At 64.0% G+C, this 22485-nt stretch carries 24 protein-coding genes and 1 tRNA gene; 17 read left to right on the forward strand and 8 right to left on the reverse strand.

The window, feature by feature from the left end; genetic code table 11:
• Nucleotides 1–6: 6 nt before the first annotated feature.
• From HAH_RS09840 to HAH_RS09880, 9 genes are all read left to right on the forward strand, one after another.
• Complete coding sequence (locus tag HAH_RS09840; RefSeq protein ID WP_014040785.1) at nt 7–1689, forward strand: NADH-quinone oxidoreductase subunit D; 1683 nt, start codon at nt 7–9, stop codon at nt 1687–1689.
• Nucleotides 1689–2729, forward strand: a complete 1041-nt coding sequence (locus HAH_RS09845; protein ID WP_014040786.1) for a complex I subunit 1/NuoH family protein — start codon at nt 1689–1691, stop codon at nt 2727–2729. The genes HAH_RS09840 and HAH_RS09845 overlap by 1 nt, the downstream gene beginning before the upstream one ends.
• Nucleotides 2730–2775: 46 nt before the next feature.
• On the forward strand, nt 2776–3237 hold the full coding sequence (locus tag HAH_RS09850) for a NuoI/complex I 23 kDa subunit family protein (protein ID WP_004518194.1): 462 nt from the start codon (nt 2776–2778) through the stop codon (nt 3235–3237).
• A 293-nt stretch (nt 3238–3530) separates the two neighbouring features.
• Nucleotides 3531–3800 carry an NADH-quinone oxidoreductase subunit J gene (locus HAH_RS09855; protein WP_004591678.1) on the forward strand — a complete coding sequence of 90 codons (270 nt, stop codon included), beginning with the start codon at nt 3531–3533 and terminating at the stop codon, nt 3798–3800.
• Complete coding sequence (locus tag HAH_RS09860; protein WP_014040787.1) at nt 3797–4195, forward strand: NADH-quinone oxidoreductase subunit J family protein; 399 nt, start codon at nt 3797–3799, stop codon at nt 4193–4195. Before HAH_RS09855 ends, HAH_RS09860 begins: the two co-directional genes overlap by 4 nt.
• On the forward strand, nt 4192–4494 hold the full coding sequence (gene nuoK, locus HAH_RS09865) for an NADH-quinone oxidoreductase subunit NuoK (protein ID WP_014040788.1): 303 nt from the start codon (nt 4192–4194) through the stop codon (nt 4492–4494). Before HAH_RS09860 ends, nuoK begins: the two co-directional genes overlap by 4 nt.
• Before the next feature lie 3 nt (nt 4495–4497).
• Nucleotides 4498–6591 carry an NADH-quinone oxidoreductase subunit L gene (nuoL, locus tag HAH_RS09870; protein WP_014040789.1) on the forward strand — a complete coding sequence of 698 codons (2094 nt, stop codon included), beginning with the start codon at nt 4498–4500 and terminating at the stop codon, nt 6589–6591.
• Entirely contained in the window at nt 6592–8127 is a 1536-nt protein-coding gene (locus HAH_RS09875) for a complex I subunit 4 family protein (RefSeq protein WP_014040790.1), read from the forward strand.
• The gene (locus HAH_RS09880; protein ID WP_014040791.1) at nt 8128–9678 is read left to right on the forward strand and encodes an NADH-quinone oxidoreductase subunit N; all 1551 of its coding nucleotides are present in this window, start codon (nt 8128–8130) and stop codon (nt 9676–9678) included.
• A gap of 41 nt (nt 9679–9719) precedes the next feature.
• Here the strand turns inward: HAH_RS09880 and HAH_RS09885 are convergent, their stop codons facing one another.
• Entirely contained in the window at nt 9720–10667 is a 948-nt protein-coding gene (locus HAH_RS09885) for an MBL fold metallo-hydrolase (RefSeq protein ID WP_008313026.1), read from the reverse strand.
• A gap of 148 nt (nt 10668–10815) precedes the next feature.
• On the opposite strand from HAH_RS09885, the gene HAH_RS09890 reads away from it, so the two are divergent.
• The 5 genes from HAH_RS09890 (at nt 10816) to HAH_RS09910 (ending at nt 13458) form a co-directional block, all read left to right on the forward strand.
• Nucleotides 10816–11085 carry a DUF7553 family protein gene (locus tag HAH_RS09890; protein ID WP_008313024.1) on the forward strand — a complete coding sequence of 90 codons (270 nt, stop codon included), beginning with the start codon at nt 10816–10818 and terminating at the stop codon, nt 11083–11085.
• 48 nt (nt 11086–11133) lie between these two features.
• Nucleotides 11134–11208 (forward strand) — tRNA-Val (locus HAH_RS09895).
• Between the two features lie 335 nt (nt 11209–11543).
• Nucleotides 11544–12293 (forward strand): pirin family protein, encoded by a 750-nt coding sequence (locus HAH_RS09900; RefSeq protein WP_014040792.1) that lies wholly within the window; start codon nt 11544–11546, stop codon nt 12291–12293.
• Between the two features lie 96 nt (nt 12294–12389).
• Nucleotides 12390–12950 (forward strand): NAD(P)/FAD-dependent oxidoreductase, encoded by a 561-nt coding sequence (locus HAH_RS09905; protein ID WP_014040793.1) that lies wholly within the window; start codon nt 12390–12392, stop codon nt 12948–12950.
• Nucleotides 12951–13044: 94 nt separating this feature from the next.
• Nucleotides 13045–13458, forward strand: a complete 414-nt coding sequence (locus HAH_RS09910; protein ID WP_014040794.1) for a DoxX family membrane protein — start codon at nt 13045–13047, stop codon at nt 13456–13458.
• 22 nt (nt 13459–13480) lie between these two features.
• On the opposite strand, the gene HAH_RS09915 is transcribed toward HAH_RS09910, so the two are convergent.
• From HAH_RS09915 to HAH_RS09930, 4 genes are all read right to left on the reverse strand, one after another.
• Nucleotides 13481–14095 (reverse strand): TetR/AcrR family transcriptional regulator, encoded by a 615-nt coding sequence (locus HAH_RS09915; protein WP_014040795.1) that lies wholly within the window; start codon nt 14093–14095, stop codon nt 13481–13483.
• A 110-nt stretch (nt 14096–14205) separates the two neighbouring features.
• Nucleotides 14206–14553 carry a TRAM domain-containing protein gene (locus tag HAH_RS09920; RefSeq protein WP_014040796.1) on the reverse strand — a complete coding sequence of 116 codons (348 nt, stop codon included), beginning with the start codon at nt 14551–14553 and terminating at the stop codon, nt 14206–14208.
• A 54-nt stretch (nt 14554–14607) separates the two neighbouring features.
• A complete protein-coding gene (locus HAH_RS09925) occupies nt 14608–14985 on the reverse strand; it encodes a hypothetical protein (protein ID WP_014040797.1) in 378 nt (125 codons plus the stop codon).
• 75 nt (nt 14986–15060) lie between these two features.
• A complete protein-coding gene (locus tag HAH_RS09930) occupies nt 15061–16302 on the reverse strand; it encodes a hypothetical protein (protein WP_014040798.1) in 1242 nt (413 codons plus the stop codon).
• A 121-nt stretch (nt 16303–16423) separates the two neighbouring features.
• On the opposite strand from HAH_RS09930, the gene HAH_RS09935 reads away from it, so the two are divergent.
• Entirely contained in the window at nt 16424–16867 is a 444-nt protein-coding gene (locus HAH_RS09935) for a DUF6653 family protein (protein ID WP_023843337.1), read from the forward strand.
• A 54-nt stretch (nt 16868–16921) separates the two neighbouring features.
• On the opposite strand, the gene HAH_RS09940 is transcribed toward HAH_RS09935, so the two are convergent.
• The gene (locus HAH_RS09940; RefSeq protein WP_014040800.1) at nt 16922–17968 is read right to left on the reverse strand and encodes a phytoene/squalene synthase family protein; all 1047 of its coding nucleotides are present in this window, start codon (nt 17966–17968) and stop codon (nt 16922–16924) included.
• A 151-nt stretch (nt 17969–18119) separates the two neighbouring features.
• Here HAH_RS09940 and HAH_RS09945 point away from each other — a divergent pair, with 151 nt between their 5' ends.
• Together HAH_RS09945 and HAH_RS09950 are read left to right on the forward strand one after the other, a co-directional pair.
• The gene (locus HAH_RS09945; protein WP_225308094.1) at nt 18120–18347 is read left to right on the forward strand and encodes a hypothetical protein; all 228 of its coding nucleotides are present in this window, start codon (nt 18120–18122) and stop codon (nt 18345–18347) included.
• Between the two features lie 140 nt (nt 18348–18487).
• Nucleotides 18488–19831 (forward strand): glycoside hydrolase family 68 protein, encoded by a 1344-nt coding sequence (locus tag HAH_RS09950; protein WP_014040802.1) that lies wholly within the window; start codon nt 18488–18490, stop codon nt 19829–19831.
• Nucleotides 19832–19874: 43 nt separating this feature from the next.
• Here HAH_RS09950 and HAH_RS09955 read toward each other — a convergent pair whose 3' ends face one another.
• Together HAH_RS09955 and HAH_RS20305 are read right to left on the reverse strand one after the other, a co-directional pair.
• Nucleotides 19875–21986 (reverse strand): GH32 C-terminal domain-containing protein, encoded by a 2112-nt coding sequence (locus HAH_RS09955; RefSeq protein WP_014040803.1) that lies wholly within the window; start codon nt 21984–21986, stop codon nt 19875–19877.
• Nucleotides 21987–22222: 236 nt separating this feature from the next.
• Nucleotides 22223–22357, reverse strand: a complete 135-nt coding sequence (locus HAH_RS20305) for a hypothetical protein (RefSeq protein WP_023843340.1) — start codon at nt 22355–22357, stop codon at nt 22223–22225.
• Nucleotides 22358–22485 lie beyond the last annotated feature (128 nt).

A 22485-nucleotide genomic window follows, 5' to 3' on the forward strand; every position in this document is an offset into this window, starting at 1 on the left:
CCTGCCATGAGTTTAGAAAAACCATCACGCGATACGGCGCTCGACGTCGGCGTTACGGAGGACGGCCTTGATTACGACGCGCTCGCGGACCTGCTCGGGGGCCACGTCCTCGACCGCGAGGAGCACGTCAACGCCGAGGGGTTCGTCATCCGTCCCGACGAGGTCCAGGAAGTCCTCTCGACGCTGAAAGAGGAGGCCGGGTTCGACCACTGCGCCTGTGTCACGGCACAGGAGTACGACGACCGGTACGAATCCATCTACCACCTGCGGAAGTACAACGACCCGACACAGGAGCTGTCGATCGTCGTCCCGTCGCCGAAAGACGACCCGCACAACGAGTCGGCCGCTCGCGTCTACGACACCGCGGACTGGCACGAGCGGGAGGCGTATGACCTGGTCGGGATCGACTACAACGACCACCCGGACCTGCGTCGCATCCTCCTGCCAGAGACCTGGCAGGGCCACCCCCTGAGCCAGGACTACAATCAGGACCAGCCACAGATCGTCTCACTGCGCGAGCACGCGAACCCACTGAAAGACGACAAACGCAGCGAGGACGATCCGGACACGATGTTCGTCAACATCGGCCCGCACCACCCGGCGACCCACGGCGTGCTCCACGTCGAAACGGTGCTCGACGGCGAGCAGATCGCCGACCTCGAACCCGACATCGGCTACCTGCACCGCTGTGAGGAGCAGATGTGCCAGCAGGGCACCTACCGCCACCAGATCATGCCGTACCCCGACCGGTGGGACTACATTTCCGCTGGTATCCTCAACGAATGGGCGTACGCGCGCGCGGCCGAGGACCTCGCGGATATCGAGGTCCCCGAGTACGCGCAGGTCATCCGGACGATGGCGGCGGAGATGTGCCGGATCGCCTCGCACGAGCTTGCGCTGGCGACGTTCGCGCTGGACGTGTTCGGCGACTTCACCGCCGTCTTCCAGTACGGCATCCGCGACCGCGAAATCGTCCAGAACCTGCTGGAAGACCTGACCGGGCAGCGGCTGATGTTCAACTATCTCCGGCTGGGCGGGGTCGCCTGGGACCTACCCGAGCCTCGCGACGAGTACTTCGAGAAGATCCGCGACTTCCTCGACGATCTTCCACACAAGCTCGAAGAGATCCACGACCTCGTCACCGGCAACGAGATCTTCCAGATGCGGTGTGTCGACACCGGCGTCCTCTCGCCGGAGCAAGTCAAACAGTACGGCGCGACCGGTCCCGTGGCACGCGGGTCGGGCGTCGACTACGACATCCGGCGCGACGACCCGTACGGCTACTACGACGAACTCGACTGGAACGTCGTCACCGAGCAGGGCGGCGACAACTTCAGCCGCGTTCTCGTCCGCCTTCGCGAGGTCGAGGAGTCCGCCCGCATCATCGAGCAGTGTGTCGACCTGCTGGAGCAGTGGCCGGAAGACGACCGCGAGATTCAGGCCAACGTCCCGCGGACGCTCCGACCCGACCCCGACAAGGAGATTTACCGCTCCGTCGAAGGTGCAAAGGGCGAACTCGGCATCTACATCCGCTCGGACGGCACGGACAAGCCGGCCCGGTTCAAGATCCGCAGTCCGTGCTTCTCGAACCTGCAGACGCTGCCGGAGATGTCCCAGGGCGAGTACATCCCTGACATGATCGCCTCGCTCGGGAGCCTCGACATCGTACTCGGGGAGGTGGACCGGTAATGCAGTCGGCGCCGTTACCGGAAACGCTCGCGAACCTGCTGGACCTCGACCCCAACAGCACGGCCGTGATGATCGTGCTGAGCCTCGTCGGAGCTGGACTCATCGGGACGCTCATGATGACGAACACGGCGCTTGCCGGTCCGTGGGCGAAGCGAAAGATTACGGCCGCGTTCACCGACCGCATCGCCGTCGACCGTATTGGCCCGTACGGGCTGTTCATTATCGTGGCTGACGCCGTTCGCCTGCTATCGAAGGAACTCATTGTTCCCGAAGGCGTCGACCGACCGGCGTGGGACCTCGCGCCGCTGATTATCGCCAGTACCGCGCTGCTCGGCTTTGCCGTGATTCCGATGGGGAACGGCATTCACCTCGCCGACCCCGAGGTCGGGCTGGCGTACGTGTTCGCCGTGGCCTCGACCACGTCGATCGGTCTCGTGATGGCCGGCTACGCATCGAACAACAAGTACTCGTTCCTTGGCGGGCTGCGCGCCGTCGCGCAGAACCTCGCCTACGAGATCCCGCTCATCCTGACGGGCGCGTCGGTGGTCATCTTCGCCGGTTCGCTCCAGATGAGCGAGATCGTCGCGGCCCAGCAGCAGTCCCTTATCGGCCCGCTGCCGTCGTGGTACGCGTTCGTGAACCCCTTCGCGTTCGTGCTGTTCATGATCGCGAACCTCGCGGAAGTCGGCCGGAACCCGTTCGACATCCCCGAAGCGCCGACCGAAATTGTCGCCGGGTATCAGACCGAGTACTCCTCGGTGTACTTCGTCCTGATCTACCTCGGGGAGTTCATCCACATCTTCCTCGGCGGGGCGATCATCGCCACGATCTTCCTCGGTGGGCCGGCCGGTCCGGTCCTGCCCGGCATCGTCTGGTTCCTCATCAAGATCTGGGGCGTCTTCCTGTTCACGCAGTGGGCCCGTTCGGCGGTGCCCCGCGTCCGGATCGATCAGCTTATCGAAATCGGCTGGAAGGGAATGCTGGTGCTCTCGCTGGCGAACCTACTGCTGACCGCGGTTATCGTCGGGGTGACCGTCTGATGACGGCCACGCGAACCGACCCACGAGCGACCGGAGGTGACCTGTCATGATCGGAATCCTGAAATCCATGGCGACGACGATGAAACACGCCCTCGACGGGGAGACGTTCACGGTGGAGTACCCGGACGTCGCCCCCGAGGTGAGCCCCCGCTTCCGCGGCGTCCACAAGTGGAGCCAGGAGCGGTGTATCTGGTGTCGACAGTGTGAGAACGTCTGCCCGAACAACACGATCCAGATCGTGATGGACGAGCAGCGCAACGGCGAGCAGTACAACCTCCACATCGGCCAGTGTATCTACTGCCGGCTGTGTGAGGAAGTCTGCCCGACCGACGCCATTCTCCTGACCCAGAACTTCGAGTTCACCGCGGACACGAAAGACGAGTTCGCCTACGACAAGGAACAGCTCAAGAACGTCCCGTGGTACAAGGACATCGACCCACTCGAGTCACGCGAACCGGACCGGGGCGCGTGGATCGGCGAAGGCGACGGCGAAGTGGACTACCAGTAACTCCTTTTGCGACGGCTTTCAGCGGTTCTCTGTCGGGTCAAGCGTCGTTGCTGAACTGTCATCCGTACGTGACTCGCCGAAACGACCGTCCGCTCAGCGAGGCCGCCCTTCCAGTATCACTCCCTGGGTAGAGCTACGGGCTCCACCGCTGCAATCCACCAGTTAATTGATAGGTGTTCGCCAGCAGGACGGAAGTGCCCCGAAATCTGGGGGCCATACCGGCAAACAGTGGCTCTACTGGCGAGACGAAAGAGGAATCTTCAAAGGGACGCCGCAAAGAGTCTCCAAGTAAGATGGCACTGGCAGAGTCAATTGCGTTCGCGCTGTTCGCTATGGTAACGGTGGGCAGCGCTGCGGGCGTCGTGTTAGTCCGGGACGTCTGGCACTCGGCGCTGTTACTGGGCGTGTCACTCGTCAGCGTCGCAGTGTTCTACGTAATGAACCAGGCGGCGTTCGTCGCAACGATGCAGATCCTGGTGTATGTCGGCGGCGTCCTCGTCCTCATCACCTTCGCGGTGATGCTGACCCGCGAGGACGAGTCGGTGATCGAGGTGACACCATGACCACAAAACCCGAACTACAGACGGAGGGGAGTTTCGTCGCTGGACTGGCCGCAATCGCCCTGTTCGTCGTTCTCGGTGCAGTGTTCATGGGCGTCTCGTTTCCCGCACCAGCGGGCTTCGGCGAGGGAGCGGCGATAACCAAGAGCCTCGGCGCGGCGCTGTTCGATATCGCCCCGAGCGCGATTATGGGCGAGGGTGAGACGGCCGTTCCCGGTGAAGGGTTCCTCGTCGCCTTCGAGGTCATCGACATCGTGCTGGTGGCCGCACTCGTCGGGGCCGTCATGCTCGCTCGCCGCGAGGTCGCCGGCGAGTCGGTCACGCTCGGTGTCGAAACCAAAGAAGACGAAGACGTGCCCGTTGCCGCTGACGGTGGCCCGGGAGGTGACGACTCGTGATTCCGGCCGAGACGTATCTCCTCCTGTCGGCGGCCATATTCTGTATCGGCCTGTTCGGCATCCTCACGCGACGGAACGCGCTCATCTTCCTGATGTCCGTCGAGCTGATGTTGAACGCTGCGAACATCAACCTCGTCGCGTTCTCGCTACAACACGGGAACCTCACCGGTCAGGTGTTCAGCCTGTTCACGATGGCACTCGCCGCCGCGGAGGTGGCCATCGGGATCGGTATCGTCCTGGTCCTGTACCGCAACTTCTCAGACGTGGACGTGACGAAGGCGACGACGATGAGGTGGTAACAGATGGCTGCATTCACATACGCTCCGGCGATTGTCCTGCTGCCGTTCGTATCGTTCCTCGTCGCGCTGTTTGCCGGCGACCGCATGCCGAAAGGCGGCGCGCTCGCGGGCATCACCGCGACGGGTGGATCGCTCCTGCTGTCGATCTGGGTCGCGCTGACGGTAGCCGGCGGTGAGGTTCACAACGAGATACTGTACCAGTGGACCACGAGCGTCGAGTCGCTCCAGCTTAACTTCGGACTCCTGCTGGACCCGCTGTCGGCGCTCATGCTGCTTATCGTCTGTCTCATCTCGTTCCTCGTCCACATCTTCTCGCTCGGGTATATGAACGACGAGGGCGAGACCGGTCTCCCGCGCTATTACGCCGGGCTCGGCCTGTTTACGGCGAGCATGCTCGGGTTCGTCGTCGCCAACAACCTCCTGATGGCGTTCATGTTCTTCGAGCTGGTGGGCCTGTGTTCGTACCTGCTCATCGGCTTCTGGTTCCGTGACGACGGCCCGCCGAGCGCCGCGAAGAAGGCGTTCCTGGTCACCCGTTTCGGTGACTACTTCTTCCTCATCGGCGTCGTCGGCATCTTCGCCACCTTCGGGACCGGTCTCTTCGCCCCCATTACGCAGGGCGGCGAAGTGGTCGCCGAGAGCTTCCCGATGCTTGCCGAACACGCCATCGTTGACGGCGAGACCGAAGGCATCGCGATGCTTGAGACAGTCGGCATGGGGCCACAGCAATGGTTCACCGTGCTCGGCCTCCTCGTGCTTGGCGGCGTCGTCGGCAAGTCCGCGCAGTTCCCGCTGCACACGTGGCTGCCCGACGCCATGGAAGGTCCGACGCCGGTCTCGGCCCTGATTCACGCAGCGACGATGGTCGCAGCTGGTGTGTACCTCGTCGCGCGTATGTACGGCTTCTACGCGCTTTCGCCGACGGCACTGGCCGTCATCGCCCTTATCGGCGGCTTCACCGCGTTGTTCGCGGCGACGATGGGTCTGGTCAAACAGGAGATCAAGCAGGTACTCGCGTACTCCACCATTTCCCAGTACGGGTACATGATGCTCGCGCTGGGCTCGGGTGGCTACATCGCTGCCGTCTTCCACCTGACGACCCACGCCGTGTTCAAGGCGCTCCTGTTCCTCGGCGCGGGGTCGGTCATCATTGCCATGCACCACAACGAGAATATGTGGGACATGGGCGGTCTGAAAGACCGGATGCCGGTGACCTACTGGACGTTCCTTGCCGGCTCGCTCGCGCTCGCTGGTATCGTTCCCTTCGCCGGCTTCTGGTCCAAAGACGAGGTGCTGTACGAGGCGCTTATCCACGGCTTCGGCACTGAGGGTGGTCTCGGCACGGCCTACCTCGTCGCGTACGCGATGGGGCTGCTGGCCGTGTTCTTCACCGGCTTCTACACCTTCCGGATGGTGTACCTGACCTTCCACGGTGACGCCCGCTCGGACACCGCGCGTGACCCCGAGCCCGTCCGCTGGAATGTCAAGGGCCCGCTGACGGTGCTTGGGATTCTCGCGACGACGATCGGGTTTATCAACATGGCTCCGGTCGCGAAGCTCACCGGTGCCCACATCGACTTCCTCCACAAGTGGCTGACCGGGCCGGAGAACGGTGGCTGGCCTGCGGCGCTCAACACTGGACTGCACCACTACGAGGGTCTCCTGCACGATGTTTCACACGTTGTGAAGGGCTACCCGCTTGGAGAGACGCCGACACTGCTCGCTTCTGCAGGCGTCTCGCTCGGGCTGGCACTCGCCGGTGTGTTCGTCGCTCGGAGCCTCTATGCCGGTGCCGACCCGGTCGAGCATACGGACAAGCTTGGCGGTCTGAAGACGCTACTCATGCACAACTACTACCAGGACGAATATCAGGTGTGGCTCGCGACGGGTGTCACCTACCCGCTCGCCCGTGTGATGAACAAGTTCGACCAGGGTGTCGTCGACGGGGTCGTCAACGGCATCTCCAGCGTGAGCCTGTTCGGCGGCAGCCGCATCCGACGCATCCAGTCCGGCGTCGTCAGCAACTACGCGACGCTGTTGACGCTTGGACTCGTGCTCTTGCTTGCTGCCTTCGGCATCATGGGAGGGTGGTTCTAGATGTGGGTCGCTGCACTGCTGCTCGTGACCCTGCTGGGAACCGGCCTCGTGTTCCTCTCGCCTGACCGCTACGCCGGAAAGCTCGCCGCAGCCGTCAGTGCGGTGCCGGCACTTGGCAGCATCTACATGTACTGGGTGTACCTCACGCAGTACGGCGGGACGGGCAACGCACTGCTGTCGCCCGCCGACATCGCGTTCGGCCAGCAGATCCCGTGGATCACGCTGGGTGAGCTGGAAGTGTCGTACTACGTCGGCCTCGACGGCATCAGCATGCCGCTGCTCGCGCTGACGACGGTGCTGACGACGCTCGCCATCGTGTCCGCGTGGACGCCCATCGACGAGCGCCAGTCCCAGTTCTACGGGCTGATGCTGTTCATGGAAGTGAGCCTCATCGGCGTGTTCTCCGCGCTCGATTTCTTCCTCTGGTTCGTCTTCTGGGAGGGCGTCCTCATCCCGATGTACCTGCTCATCGGTGTCTGGGGCGGCCCGCGCCGGAAGTACGCCGCGATCAAGTTCTTCGTCTACACGAACGTGGCGTCGCTGATCATGTTCGCGGGGCTGTTCGCGCTCGTGTTCAGCACCGACCTCACGTCGCTGTCCCTGCCTGCGATGGCCGAGGCGTTCCGCACCGCGAGTGGGCTGCCGACCATCGCCGGCGTGAACCTGATGACCATCTCGTTTATCCTGATGTTCTTCGGGTTCGCGGTGAAGGTGCCCGTCTTCCCGCTGCACACATGGCTGCCCGACGCACACGTCGAGGCCCCGACGCCGGTGTCGGTCATGCTGGCCGGTGTCCTGCTGAAGATGGGGACCTACGCGCTGCTGCGGTTCAACTTCACGATGCTCGCTGACACGGCGCGCCAGCTCGCCGTTCCGCTGGCTATCATCGGCGTTGTCAGCGTCATCTACGGCGCGATGCTCGCGCTGGCACAGCGTGACCTCAAACGCATCGTCGCCTACTCCTCGATTTCGTCGATGGGCTACGTCATCCTGGGCCTGGTCGCGTTCACGCCCTACGGCATGGGCGGGGCGACCTTCCAGATGATCGCCCACGGCCTCATCTCGGGGCTGATGTTCATGTGTGTCGGCGTTATCTACAACACGACGCACACGCGCATGGTCGGCGACATGTCCGGCCTCGCGGACCGCATGCCCTGGACGGTTGGCATCTTCGTCGCCGCCGCCTTCGGCTACATGGGCCTGCCGCTGATGGCCGGCTTCGCCGGGGAGTACTTCATCTTCCAGGGTTCGTTCAACGCGCCGACACTCGGCGGGGCTGCACCGGTGTTAACCTCGCTGGCGATGTTCGGCATCGTCATCGTGGCCGGCTACCTGCTGTGGGCCATGCAGCGCACGCTGTTCGGGGCCTTCAGTCTGGAGACGGACTACGAGGTCAGCCCGGCCGCGTTCCACGACGTCGCGCCGCTGGCCGTGTTGCTCCTGCTGGTCATCGCACTCGGTGTCGCACCGGACCTCTCCTTTGCCATGATACAGGACTCGATTTCACCGGTTCTCGAAATCGGAGGTGGTGCATAGATGGTCGCACTCCCTGACTGGATGGCGCTCGCCCCGGCACTTTCGCTGGGCCTCGCCTCTCTGGTGTTGCTGCTAGCGGACTCGATCGACCCGGACACGACGAACACGGGGCTTCTGGCCGGCATCTCGGTGCTCGGCTCCCTGCTTTCCTTCGGGTTCGCCGGCTGGTTTATCACCGCCGGCACCGGCATCGCCGATAGCACTGGCGTCGCACTGTTCAACAACCAGCTCGTCGTCGATCAGATGGCCCTGTTTTTCATGGCCATCGTCGGCAGCGTCACGACGCTGGTCGTGCTCGCGAGCTACGACTACGTCGCCGAACACAGCTACCAGGCCGAGTTCTTCGCGCTGGTCCTGCTGTCCGCGACCGGGATGAGCCTCCTGAGCGCGGCCAACAGCCTGGCGACGGCCTTCGTCGCGCTGGAACTCGTCTCGCTGCCGTCCTACGCGCTCGTCGCCTTCCTCAAGGAGAACAAGGGCAGCGTCGAGGCGGGATTGAAGTACTTCCTCATCGGCGCAGTGTCCTCGGCGGTGCTTGCCTACGGTATCTCGCTTGTGTACGCTGCGACGGGCGTCCTTCGATTCGACGGCGTCGCGACGGCCATTTCCAGTGGCACGGTCCAGACCATCGTCGACGGGTCGGTTCAGGCCCAGTCCGGTGAGCCTGCCGTCCCGATGGCTATCCTCGGCGTCGGTATCCTGATGATTATCGGCGGCGTCGCGTTCAAGACGGCTTCCGTGCCGTTCCACTTCTGGGCACCCGAGGCGTACGAGGGCGCGCCAGCGCCGATCTCGGCGTTCCTCTCCTCGGCGTCGAAGGCCGCCGGCTTCGTGCTGGCGTTCCGCGTCTTCGCCGTCGCCTTCCCGATCGGTGACCTGCTCGCCGCCGGCGGCGCGATCAACTGGGTGATGGCGTTCCAGATCCTCGCCATCGCGACGATGTTCATCGGGAACTTCGCCGCCGCGACCCAGGAGACGGTCAAGCGGATGCTGGCCTACTCCAGTGTCGGCCACGCCGGCTACGTCCTCATCGGACTCGCCGCCGTGTCCGGCTCCGGTGAGGGACTGAGTCTCAGCATGAGTGCGGGGATGTCCCACCTGCTCGTCTACGGCTTCATGAACACGGGCGCGTTCCTGTTCATCGCGCTGGCCGAGTACTGGGGCGTCGGCCGCCGCTTCGAGGACTACAACGGCCTCGGCAAGGAAGCGCCGGTCGCCTGCGCGGCGATGACGGTGTTCCTGTTCAGCCTCGCCGGCCTGCCGATCGGCGGCGGGTTCTTCTCGAAGTTCTACCTGTTCCAGGCGACGCTCAACGTCAGCGCGTGGTCGCTGGCTGCCGCGCTCATCATCAACAGCGCGCTCAGCCTGTTCTACTACTCCCGCGTCGTCAAGGCGATGTGGATCGAGGAACCGACCGGCAGCCGGACCATCGAGTCGTACCCGATGGGGCTGTACACCGCTGTGGTGGGCGCCGCCATCGTGACGGTGCTCCTGCTGCCCGGCTTCAACCGCGTCTCCGAGATCGCGTTCCAGGCAGCGCAGTTGCTGTAGACGCCTGGCTATTTTCTTTCTCACACGCTTGTTAGCGAGGCTTACGCCGACTCGTAGACGAACACGCCGCCACTCTCGCGCTTCTCGACGCGGTCGGTGACTTCGAGTACGTCCAGGTGGCCGACAGCCTCGCTCATCCCAGCGAAGTACTCCGTAGCGGGCAGGTCCCCGAACAGCGCCGTCATCACGTCACTGGGTGTCGTCGCCCCGCCGGAGACGATGTCGGCGACCTCCGCGGTGCGCTGGTCGTGTTCCGCGAGGATGTCGTCGATGCGTTCCTGCGGTGATGCAACGGGCTCGCGGTGGCCGGTGAGAAAACGGTCGTGGCCCTGCTCGCGGAGCCACCGGAGCGAGTCGTTGAACGCCGGCAGCACCCGCGGGCGCGTCCCGCTCTCGTCGGGCACCTGCAGGAACGGGTTGGGCGTGATGTCGCCCAGCACGTTGTCGCCGACGATCGCCTCACGGCGACCCTGAAAGTCGTACGAGAAGATGATTTCGCCGGCGGAGTGGCCCTGTACGGTGTCGACCGTGAGTTCTGTGTCGTCGACGGTAGCGATATCACCAGCCGCGAGCGCGCGGTCGGTATCGACGCTCTGGGCGTAGGGCAGGAACGCTTCCGGTAGCTGTGTGACCGTCTCGGCAGTCTCGCGTGAGACGCCACACCGCTCGAAGAAATCCGCGAAATAGGACTGTTCAGTGTGTAGCTGCGCCGCGAAATCGCGCATGATATCGGCTGCCGGCTCGCTGGCGAGGACACGCGCCCCCCGCTCGGCGAACCGGTTTGCCATGCCGAAATGGTCCGGATGCGGATGTGTGACCAGTACCTGCTCGATGTCATCTGGCGACAGCTCGCGTGCTTCAAGCGCCTCAACCAGACGCGACCACGCTTCCTCGCTGTCGGGTCCCGGATCGACGATGGTTCGTCGCGCGATATATGCATTGACTGGCCCGACCTGAAACGGCGTGGGAATCGATACCCGTGTGAACATGTCTCCCCGTTGCAGGTGCCGGCGCAAAACAGTTCGTACCCGCGGGACACGTTTACCATCGTGGCCGCTCGCAGTCCCTCGATCAGCCGTGATTGGGGACTGTGTTCCGGGCACAAGAGATATATTCGTCCTTCGCGTAAGGTCATATATGAACAAGCACTTCGAAGACGCACGATACTACCTGAAGCGCGCCGGCAAGACCGCCACCAAGGGCGTCAAAGAAGAACTCGAACCGGTCGAGGAACGGTTCCGAGAACTTACTGGGAAGGAAGCTGAGCCCGAACCCAGCCGACTGGAGGCCGTCAAGGCTGACCTGAAAGAACTGCAGGGGAAAGCCGAAGGCGAAGCCGAGGAAGCGATCGCTGACGCCCGCAAAAAGATCGGCGAGTACCGCGGGAAGGAAGAGCCGGAAGCGTAGTCGGAAAGCAATTCTTAAGGGATACGCTCGAATAGAGTCGAGTGCATCGGGTTGGTGATCTAGTTCGGTTATGATACCTCCTTCACACGGAGGAAGTCGGCGGTTCGAATCCGCCCCAACCCATTCTTGTGACGAACAGGCGTGAGGAGCAGAATGGTCCGGCGGATTCGGACCCTGCGAGACGAACGCAGTGAGTCTCGCTTCGGTGAGAATCTGCCCCAACCCATACGCTCGCTTCACACTTTTGAAGGACAGAATACCACTGTATGAGGCTGTGCTACGGCAGTTTCCATCGAGGCCAGTAGTACACGGAGAGAGGGGTTTGCCCGTCTGCAGGGCTTTGTTCCACCCGCGAGAGCGGATTCGATACCGGTGACGGCAGTGTCACCGAACCAAGGCCAGCGGGTGATTGCAGTTCACTCCCGACAGTTTTTACCGCTCGGTAAACAAGGAGCGGTATGACCGAGAGCGAGTCACAGGCGTCGACTGACGGACCGATTCCTAGAGAGATGGTCCGGCATGGAACGGGCGTGAATTCAAACCGTGCGTTCCCGACGGACAGCTATCCGTACAATCTGGACCCATTTGTCCTGTTTGAACAGTTCTATATCGACCCTGACACGGGGTTTCCGATGCATCCCCACCGCGGCTTCGAAATCGTCTCGTACATGATCGAAGGCGGGATGGAACACGAAGACTCGCTCGGCGTCGCAAACACTGCATACGAGAACGATGCGATGCGAATTACAACCGGAAGCGGGATACGTCACTCCGAATTCCCCGCGGATGGGCAGGCCTGTACCGGACTCCAGCTCTGGGTAAATCTGCCGCAGGCGGTGAAGGACGCTGACCCGGATTACGTCGACGCGACGGCCGACATGCTTCCGACGGAAGAACAGGACGGCGCGACGGTCACGACAGTTGTCGGCGAGGGCTCGCCGATCAGCCTCTATACGCCGATGGAGTATCTGGACGTTTCCGTAACCGACGCGTGGACGTGGTCGGTTCCGGCGGAGTGGTCCGGGTTCCTCTACGGTGTCGCCGGTAGCGGGACGGTCGAGGGGCATTCGTTCACTGACGGTGATGTTCTACCGGTCACTGACGCACGGTCAGTGACACTCCGGGGCAATGAGTCGCTCCGTGTCGTCGCCGTCTCGGGCCGTCCGCACGGCGAGTCGATCCGACAGCGCGGGCCGTACGTTCTTTGAGTGGGCAGCGTTACGTGGTTGAGAGCCACCTGTGAGCTTCCGGCCGAATTTTACCAGATGGTAAGACTCTTTTATTGGTGGCCCCTGGCTTGAGACATGGCAGATGTAGCAGTTGTCGGCGGCGGCCCCGCCGGATTGAGTGCGGCACAGTACGCTGCGAAGAACGACCTCGAAACGATCACTTTCGACACGGACGAGTCGTGGATGCACAAGGCACACCTGTTCAACTACCCCGGCGTGCGATCCATCAGCGGCGACGAGTTCCTCACCATCGCTCGCGGGCAGACCCGCGACCGTGGCGCGACGCTGCACGAGACGGAAGTCACCGATATCGAACAGACCGACGACGGGTTCGTCCTGTCGACAGCCGACGACGAGTACACCGCGGAGTACGTCGTCCTCGCGACTGGTGGCGACCGGAGCCTCGCCGAGGACCTCGGCTGTGAATTCACCGATGAGGATGTCGTCAACGTGACCGTCGACATGGAAACGTCGGTCGAGAACGTGTACGCGACCGGTGCGATGGGTCGGGCGGAGAAGTGGCAGGCAGTCATCGCGGCCGGTGACGGCGCGGCCGCCGTCCTCGACATTCTCTCGAAGGAAAAGGGCGAGTACTACCACGACTTCGACATGCCGTCGGACGTGCCGGAACTCTAACGATGCAGCCAGAATTTACTACCACAATGAATCCAGCTACTACTTCGATCCGAACTGTTGAAGCTGTCCGTACAGTCCCGGTGGTGAGTTTGTGATGGCACCCGAACTCAACGTCGTGTTGCTCGTCGCCGGCCGTGTCCTCTTCGGCGGCGTGCTCGCCTTTACGGGCCTGAGCCACTTCACACAGACAGAACAGATGGCCGGCTACGCCGAGTACAAGGGCCTCCCGGCCCCCAAATTCTCCGTCCTCGCGTCCGGTGGGCTCCTCATCCTCGGTGGACTCGGTGTGACCGTGGGCGTCTTCCCGGTCGTCGCGGCAGTCGCCCTCGCAGCGTTCCTCATCGTCTCGGCGGTTGCGATGCACGACTTCTGGGCCGTGCCGGACGAGGACCGACAGGACGAACTGAACAGCTTCCTGAAGAACGTGACGCTCGCTGGCGGGGCACTCGTCGTCGCGGCGTCCGCAACCGGAACGTGGGCGCTCAGCGTCGGTATCAGCCCCGTCTAACGCTGTCTTTTCCAGCCCCCGTCTACTGCGGCGGGTACAGCGAGTCCAGAATGAAGTCGTTGATGGCGCGCTTTGCCTCGTCGGGTGCGTCCTCGTGGCCGAGGGCGATCCGTCGACCCCGGGCCGCGTGAATCACGTCTGTGATAAGCTGCCCCATCAGTTCGGCGTCGACATCGCGAAACGCGCCCTGCTCGATCCCGTCCTCGATGACCGTGGCGATGCTTTCGCGAAGCCGGTCGTAGTGCTCGTTGAACAGCGCCCGGTGCTCGTCGTCGTTTTGGGCGTAGGCGTACAGTTCGTGGTACACCTTCATCCGGTCCCAGTGCGAGAAGTCGTCGAACTCCGGGCCGAACAGGCACCGGTCGATGCGCACATCGAGCTCTGCGCGGGGATCGGTCTCGTCGTCGACTTCGACGCTGCCCTCGTACTGATCGATGATGTACTCCAGAAACGAAGAGATGAGGTCGTACTTGCCGTCGAAATGATAGTGAATCACCTGCCGGGACATGTCCATCTCCTCGCCGATGTCCCGGACCCGCAAGTCCTTGTAGCCGTGCTTGCTCAGCGCCCGAAAGGTGGCCTCCATGATGACCTCGCGGGTGTCCTGTGGCGTGGTCTGCCCGTCCGATTCGCTCATGGCCTATCTTATCGTGGTGGACACATATCCGTTTCTCCATCCAGCGGGGTTAGCGTGTCGCCATCGTCCGAGGTGCGCTCGCCTCAACCCTGTAACCGCTCCACCCTCGCTCACGCGCGTTCGACGAACCGAGCGTCGGCGGAGGTGTGATCTCGGTTGAACGACAGTACCTTCGCCCGGATCACGTCGCCGGCCGACACCGACGACGGCACGTCCTCGGTGAACAGGACGAACCCCTCGACCTTCCCGACGGCGACGCGGTCGCCGGAGTGGTGGTCGGTGAACTCGGCGACCCCGAACTCGTAGGTCTCGCCGAGTTCGACCGGCGGTTCTCGCTCCTGTGCGGCCTCGTGGGCTCGTTTCGATGCACTGCTGGACGAGCGGCGGGTGATCGCAAACGCCAGCGCGAGGCCCACGGCGAGGGCGGCCCCGCCGGCGGCGAGCCAGATCGGTTCCATGCCTGTGGTTGCAGGGCGAACGGATTAGTACCTTTCAAAGTCCCGCGACGGCGCTTACAATCCGAGACGGTCCCGAATACCGCCGCCGGAATCAGAATCGCCGCCCTCGGGGTCCCACTCCGTCGGTAGCTCGGCCGCGAGCGACGTGACCTCGTCGTCGCTGTAGCGGGGGTCCTCCGTCGCGTCGTCGAGCCAGTCCGCCCACTCCTCGGCCGTCATCCGGCCCTGCGAATCGACTTCCCACTGGTCGACGAGCGCCTCCCGGTCGCGGAACGGGATGTCCATGCCGCTGTCGCCCCAGTACAGCGGGGAGAGCGCGAACTCGTGGGTATCGTCCTCCAGCCAGACGAGCCGGTAGGGGTAGTCGTTGTAACAGAACACGTCGTCCGGCGAGACGACATCGCCGTTGGGGAGCTCCAGGGTCCGGGACATTGCGTTGCTGTAGGGGCTACCCACGTTTCAGAGTTATGCGTCGGTAGAAATACGGGAGCAGCCGGATACGAGCCGCTACACGAGCGGGTCACACAGCGCCCACTCGTCCGTCTCGGGATCGAGGTTCGAGGGCTCCGCGCCGCGGTCGGTCACGATGCCGGCGTGGTAGTAGATCGCCTTCAGCTGGAACACAGTGGGGGAGTGATAGACGCTGCCGTCGGTGAGTTCCGAGCGGCGGAGTTCGCCGTCGCCGGTCAGCACCCGCTGGCGGACGGTCTCGTCGCCGCGGAGGAACAGTTCGACGGTGAATTCGGGGTGAAGCGCGTGGAGGTATTCGACGAACTCGACGAGCGACGGGGCGGCGTAGCCGTCCCGGTGGCAGGCGTAGAGCCCGTCGACGAGCAGCTCTGTGGCCGGGTAGTCAGAAACGACACGGCGGACGAGCTGGCCCCACTGTGGCGCGATGTCGATGAACCGCTTGCGGGAGCGCTGCCAGTCCTCGAACTGTCGGATGGCAGCGTTGACGTTACCGACCATCCGGAGCGCGAACCGGACGACTTCCCGACCCAGCGGCGTCAACGTGAGCGACCCCTGGCCGGCGTCGATCAGGTTCAGGAACTCCGCGCCAGCGATAGCGCCGTCGACGGCCCCGACGACGTGGCTGGCAAGCAGGTCCCGCCCGTCGCCGTCGTGGTAGACGGCCAGCGGGACTGCGACGTAGTTCTTCGGATGGTTGAGCCCGAAGTTCTGGTCGGCGACGCCCTGGGCGCTGGCCTGGAACCGGATCGCCGAGGCGGCGTCCATCGACCCGTGACCGACCACGCGGGGCCGTTCCAGCACTGAGACCGTGCCGTCGGATTCGACGCCCAGCACGCCGACGTTCAGCTCGCGGGCCATCGTCCGCGCGGCGGTGGAGATGCCGCTCCGGGGGGCGGTCAGGAAGGCGACGTTCGCCTCGTTGAGCCGGTCGTGGGCCTGGACGACCCCGCGCTCGGCGTCGACGCCGCCGTTGCCGGTGTACCCCTTCGCCTCGACGACGATCAGCGGCGGCCGGTCACCGAGCCGGTCGACGGACAGCAGGTCCGTCGAGAGCGTCTGCACGCCAACGAGATCGGGATAGCCCGTTCCGACCCGGACGTGGTTGAACGGTGCGAGCGTCGCCTGCACGGCCGCCTCGATAGGCGTTTCGTCCAGCCAGCGCTGCTGTGCGAACTGTGTGTCCGCGACGACGTAGGCGTCCTCGCGGTCCGCAAATAGCCGGTCTTTCGTCCGGGCGAGTACCTGTGGCTCGGAGAGCCCCGACGCCGCTGTGGCCATAGACGGCGTTCACACAGGGCGGACATGAGTGTTCTGTCCCCGGAGAATCAGATCGGGGCCGCTGCTCTGGGCCACACCACCCGGCAGCAGTGTTATCCTCTGTCACGGTCGATAGGAAGATATGACAGCACCACTACCGAACAGCGTACGGGACTGGTTCTGGAGCCGCCACTCGAACCCCAAGAGCGGCTGGTCGCGCGTTCCGACCGGCGCTGTCATTGTGTACGCAGTGTATCAGCGTCGCTGGCGACTCTTGACCGCGGCGCTGCTGTGGACAGCTATCAACCCAATCCTGTTCGCGCCGCCGGACACCGAGGACGCTTGGATGACCCGCGCCGTGCTGGCAGAGCGGTGGTGGCTCAGGGAGCAGGACAACGGAACGATGGGCCTCGATTATCCGAACGTCTGTAACACCGGCGGCGCGCTGGCGTCGGCCATCGCTCTGTACGCTGCCTGGCGTCGCCGACCGGTCAGCGCCGCGGCCGCCACGCTGGCGATGAGCGGGCTGAAGCTCTGGTGGCTCCGTGAGATCGTACAGCAGTACGACAAACGCGGCCCGGAGTAGGCGGCGTTTGCGAAAGCGACAGGGCGTCGAAAAGAGGAATGTCTCTGCTGGTCGTCAGTACTGGTGGAGCGGCTGCTGGCGGATTTTCGCCCGCAACTCCCCGATTGAAGGGTCGCCGTCGCCGCCGAACTGCTGTGTCACGGAGTGGACCTCCTCGCGGGAGATCTTGACGTTCCCCTGCTCGATGACGTCGGCGGGCCGTTCGCGGAGTTCGCGGATCGTCCCGACGGCAAGCAGGAACGGAATCGCCCACGCGGAGAGCGTGTTTCCGCGGGTCTCCGGCATGGCTTCGAGCCACGCCTGCGCGTCGTCGAGGTACCCCTCCGCTCGCTTGGTGACCTGCTCGATGACGGGGACCAGCGAGTCGACGTTGTCGGTGTCGCTCACGTCGCTGTGGTCGAGCCCCTGCTCGTGGAGCAGTTCAAGCGGGAGATAGACGTTGTTCTCCTCTTCCATGTCCGTCGCGGCGTCCTTGGCGACGTTGACGAGCTGGAGCAGGAGGGCAAACGAGCGGGCGTTTTCCTCCATCTGGGCGATCTGCTCGTCTGTGGCTTCGTGGGAGACCAGCCCGGTCACCAGCGTGCCGACGGTGCCGGCGGCGTACCAGCAGTACTCTTCGAGTTCGTCCAGCGTCTTGATTCGAAGTCCGCCGGCGTCGGCGTAGCGGTCGACGAACATCGCCATCCCATCGACGAGCTCCCGGACCGGCCCGCGGATGGTCTGCGTGGAGTGGTCGTCAAGCGTGTGAAACACGTCGACGATACGGCCCGCATTCTCGACGACTTCCCAGTCAGCGTTCGTCGTCGTGGGAATCCACTCCTCGACGGCGTCGTGGAACGACGACACGGTCGTCCCGCTCGACGGTTCGAGCGAGCGGCTGTACGTCTGCAGGAGTTCGGTCTGTACCGCTGGAGGGAGGTGGCCGGCGTCCTCGATCGTGTCAGCCACGCGGCAGAGAAGATAGCCCAGACAGATGTCCCGGGCCATCGGTTCGTTGAGTTCCGAAATTGTGAGACTAAACGTCCGCGACACACGATGGACGGCATCGTAGCACCACTCGATGTCTTCCGAAGACGACCGGTCTGTGTGGTTCTGAGACATTCCCGACATCCGGGGTAGGGCATACGATGATAAAAATGGGACGGCTACGGCGTCAGTCTCGTCCCGGTCACGGGTCGGTGTTCCGACAGACTCAGGAGTGTCCGAGCCTAATTTGTGGTATGAACGGCACAGTAACGTGGGGGCTGCGACCGTGAACAATCGGGACACAGCAGTGCTGGTGCTGACGGTTCTCGCTGCGATCATTCTCCCCGGACTCGCGAACTGGGGGTTCAGCACGCTCGGCTACCCGTGGATCGGGAGCGCCGTCTGGGCGCTGGGGTACGGCCTCGGCGTCGTTTTCATTTGGCACGAGTGGGTCCGGCCGCTCGATATCACCGGTCCAGAGGGTGTCAGCGGCAGCGAGGACTCAAGCGAGTAATGTGCTGTTCGGCCCCCTTGACCTACCCACTATCAGTTTTCTCTGCTAGCGCCCGGCACTGTCGTATTGCATATATTTCATACAACACCCGTAGTACCCGCCTGGCAACATTTATACCCGTGGTCGGCCCAACGTGAGATATGACAAACGAGGCGCTCGGCGAGGGTCGTCCCGGAACGAAGGGGCGCGCCGGGTGGACACGCGAGCAGGCGAGTCGGATCGAGCGGACCGACGACACCGTTGCCCCCATCGTCTACCCGCCCGCGACCGAACAGATTCCGGAGGTCCACATCTGGGATACCTGGTTCCTCCGCAACCGCGACGGCACGCTGGCGACGGTCGACGGCTATCGGGTCTGTTTCTCGCTGACGGCTCCGTCCGACCTGTTGCCCGGCAAGCGCCACGACGTGGCGACCATCCGCTGTTTCTACTCCGATGACGGTCGCAACTGGCACAACGCCGGCCCGGTGTTCGAGGACGCACTGGGCCAGCGCCAGTGGGCCGGGTCCGCGCTGTACGACGACGACGGCAGTGTCTATCTATTTTATACTGCAGCCGGCGAGGAGGGAGCCGACGACCTGACCTACACGCAGCGCATCGTCGGCGCGGGCGGCGGCAGCATCGACACGGCAGACGGGTTCGTGCTTTCGGGTCCGTGGACCCACCACGAACTGCTCCAGCCAGACGGCGACCGTTACGAGCGCGAAGACCAGTCTCGCGGGATGATATACACCTTCCGCGACCCGTGGTTCTTCGAGGACCCCGAGACAGGCGAGACGTGGCTCCTGTTCGAAGCGAACACGCCGGTTCCGGAGGGGAGCGACGTCTGTGGTGGCGACGCCGCGTTACAGGAGTTCAACGGGAGCGTGGGCGTCGCCCGCTCGCCGACGGGCGACCCGCTGGAGTGGGACCTCGAAGACCCGCTGCTGGACGCCGTCGGCGTCAACCAGGAACTCGAACGGCCCCATATCGTGTATCGAGACGGCCTGTACTACCTGTTCATCTCCAGCCACCTCCACACGTTCGCGCCGGGACTGGAGGGGTTCGACGCGCTGTACGGCTTCGTCGCAGAGGATCTCCGCGGTGACTACGTTCCGCTGAACGAGTCCGGCCTCGTCGCCACGAACCCCGAGAACGCGCCGTTCCAGTCCTACTCGTGGATGGCGTTTCCCCACGACGACGAGGTACTGGTCCAGAGTTTCTTCAACTACTACGACTTCGACGGCGACACGCTGGACGAGATCGCCCATCTGTCCGAATCCGATCAGATGCGCCGGTTCGGCGGCTCGCTCGGCCCGACGCTCCGGCTCGATGTCGAGGGGAGCCGAACGCGTATCATCGGAAATCTCGGGCACTGGCACATCCCGCTGGACGGCGAGACGCTGCCGCTGACGGACAGGGAACTGATCCGGCGCGGGAAGGGTAACGAGACCAGGGCCGGGAGCTACGGGACCCGAACCGAGACTGGCACCGAGTCAAAGTAACGAGCGCGGAATCCGTCTTTTTGCAGGAACCCAGTCGGGCTGGTTACCAGACAGAGTCCAGGTCCCAGACGTCCAGCGACGCGATAGTGGCGCGACCGCCGTCGGCCGACAGCGAGATGCCGGTCGCATCATCGCGGGTCGGATACACGCGGCTGGTCAGGCAGTGCCGTTCGTTGGCGAACACCTCGACGACGCTCCCGTCGACGAAGACGCGCAGCGACAGCGGCGCGTCGTACGGTCGAACTCGCATCCACTGGGTGTCGCCGGTTGCCTGCGGATCAGTGCTTGAGGCCGACCGGTCGATGGCGACCTCGCTTTCGTAGGTGTATCTGATCGGCGTCCGCTCCTCGCCGTCCGGCGATTCGAGGACGGACAGTTCGACGGCTTCGGCGTCCTCAAGTCGAACCGTGGCGCGGAGCTCGAACGACCGGCTCTCAACCGGCAACTGCTCGGTGTCGCCCGCGTCGAGGCGCACCACGTCGTAACTGGTGTTGTCGCCCCGTAGCTCGGTGAGTTCGGGGGCCGGCCGCTGGCACAGGCCGCCGTCGTCGGCCAGGGACAGCTCCCGGGGCAGCGACATCGCGCCGGACCAGCCGGCGTTCCACTGCCCGCTCACGTCACGGGCCTCGGGGAGCCACCCCCAAGTCAGGATGCGGCCGTCGTCGGTCCACATCGACTGCGGGGCGTAGAAGTCGCCGTGGTCGAGCTTGTCGCGGCGGTCGGCGTCGAACTCGCCGTCCTCGTACGTCCCGAGGAAGTACACCACGTCCTCGTAGTTCGAGATGTGGAGGAGCTGTCGGTCCCCGAAATCGAGCAGCTCCGGGCATTCCCAGACGGTCCCGGCGGTGTCGCGGTCGCCGGTGAGAATCGGGCCCTGGTACTCCCAGTTCCGGAGGTCGGAGGACTCATACAGCAGGGCCGCTCCGCCGCCTCCCTCGATGCCCGCTCCGATGAGCTGGTACCAGGTTCCGTCCTCGCGCCAGACACAGTGGTCCCGGAACTCCCCCTCCCAGTCCTCGGTGCGGAGCACCTCCGGTTCCGTCGGCAGTTCCTCGATGATGGGGTTGTCCGGGTCCTTGTCCCAGGCCGTGAGGTCGTCGTCCGCTGCGGTGGCGATGCAGGGAAGCTGGCGTTTGTCCCGGCCGCCCGTGTACAGCACGGTCGGGACGCCGCCGTCGTCGACCGCACAGCCGGACCAGCAGCCGTCCCGGTCCGGGCCGTCCGGCGAGGGCGTAAGCGCGACCGGGCGGTCCTCCCAGTGGACGAGGTCGTCGCTGACGGCGTGGCCCCAGTGAATCGTGTTGTGGAACGGCCCGGCCGGGTTGTACTGGTAGAACAGGTGGTAGCGCCCGTTCCAGTGGATGAGCCCGTTCGGGTCGTTGAGCCAGTTCGCCGGCGGCGTTACGTGGTAAGACGGGCGACTCGGGTCATCGCCGAGCCGCTCACGCAACTGCCCGAACGTGTCGACGTCCTTCGGACGGCCGGTCAGCGGGTGCCGGTCGGCCGTCGCCAGGAATCCCAGCGCGTTCTCGATGAGCGTCTCGCGGTTGCCCCGGCACACGTCGTGGGTCGGCTGGGCGAACGCTACGGACGACCCGATGCCCAGCACCTGCCCGGCCCCGGGCTCCCAGGAAAGAATCGACATCTGCTTGACCACGTCAGTGTCGCCACGGACCGTACTCGCGAGCACGTCCCCGGACTGGGGCGCGATGGATTCGTATCTGGCGTAGGGGATCGTCACGCCGGCCCCGCGGGTGTGGACGCGAAGGGTGTCGTAGTCCGCGTGGATTGGGTGGTCGGCGTACAGGGCCTGCCAGAGGTGTCCGGTCGGCTCCGGAATCTCCTCCCAGCCGACGGCGTCGGGCGCGACGTCGTCGAACCCGAGCGGTTCGACGGCCGAGAGCGCGCTCAGTGTCAGCAGGAGCGAGCCGCCGTCACGAACGTACGCGGCCAGGGCCGGCGCGTCGGCCAGCGCTCGCTCGTCGAACAGTTCGTCCCGATGCCACCAGAGGACATCGTACTCGGTCGGCTCGACCGACGAGAGCGCGCATCGCTCGGCATCGTCGACTGCCTCCTGACACCAGTCGTACGCCGCCGCCTGCTCGTCTGTACAGGTGTCGGCGTAGAGACAGCCGATGCGTGGCGAATTTCCCATTGCTCGGTTATCCCCTCCTGAAATATAAAAATATTCGGCAATCGTTTCTGAACGAACATGCACGCTCTTGTGGATTATGTCGTCGGTGCGGCCAGCGAAGCGTCTGGCGGCCTATCGGCGGCCCGTAGCGTGGCCGCAACACGAGTCAGCGACGAGGCAGAGATACTGGCAACGCCGTCAGTAGCCAGAGCAGTGGCTGAGAGTGGGACTATCGGTGAGAAAGTGGGCGGAACCGGTCAGTGAACGCGGGCGTTGCGGGCCTCGGCCTTCCAGTCGATGACGGTTTCGTGACAACTGGGACAGACGAACTCGGTGAGCTTTGTCGTCTGATCGTTGTATGACATCCGCGTGCCACAGTTGGTACAATCCATTATAATTGTATATATTCTACTGAAGGATATAAATTTTCTCCTGACCATAGTCGGCTCGGGCGGGAGACGGCCTGACACGGCTGAATTATGCTATGTCATTACATGGTGTTGATCAGAAACCCCCAGTC

The sequence above is a fragment of the Haloarcula hispanica ATCC 33960 genome (assembly GCF_000223905.1).
Classification (GTDB): Archaea; Halobacteriota; Halobacteria; order Halobacteriales; family Haloarculaceae; genus Haloarcula; species Haloarcula hispanica.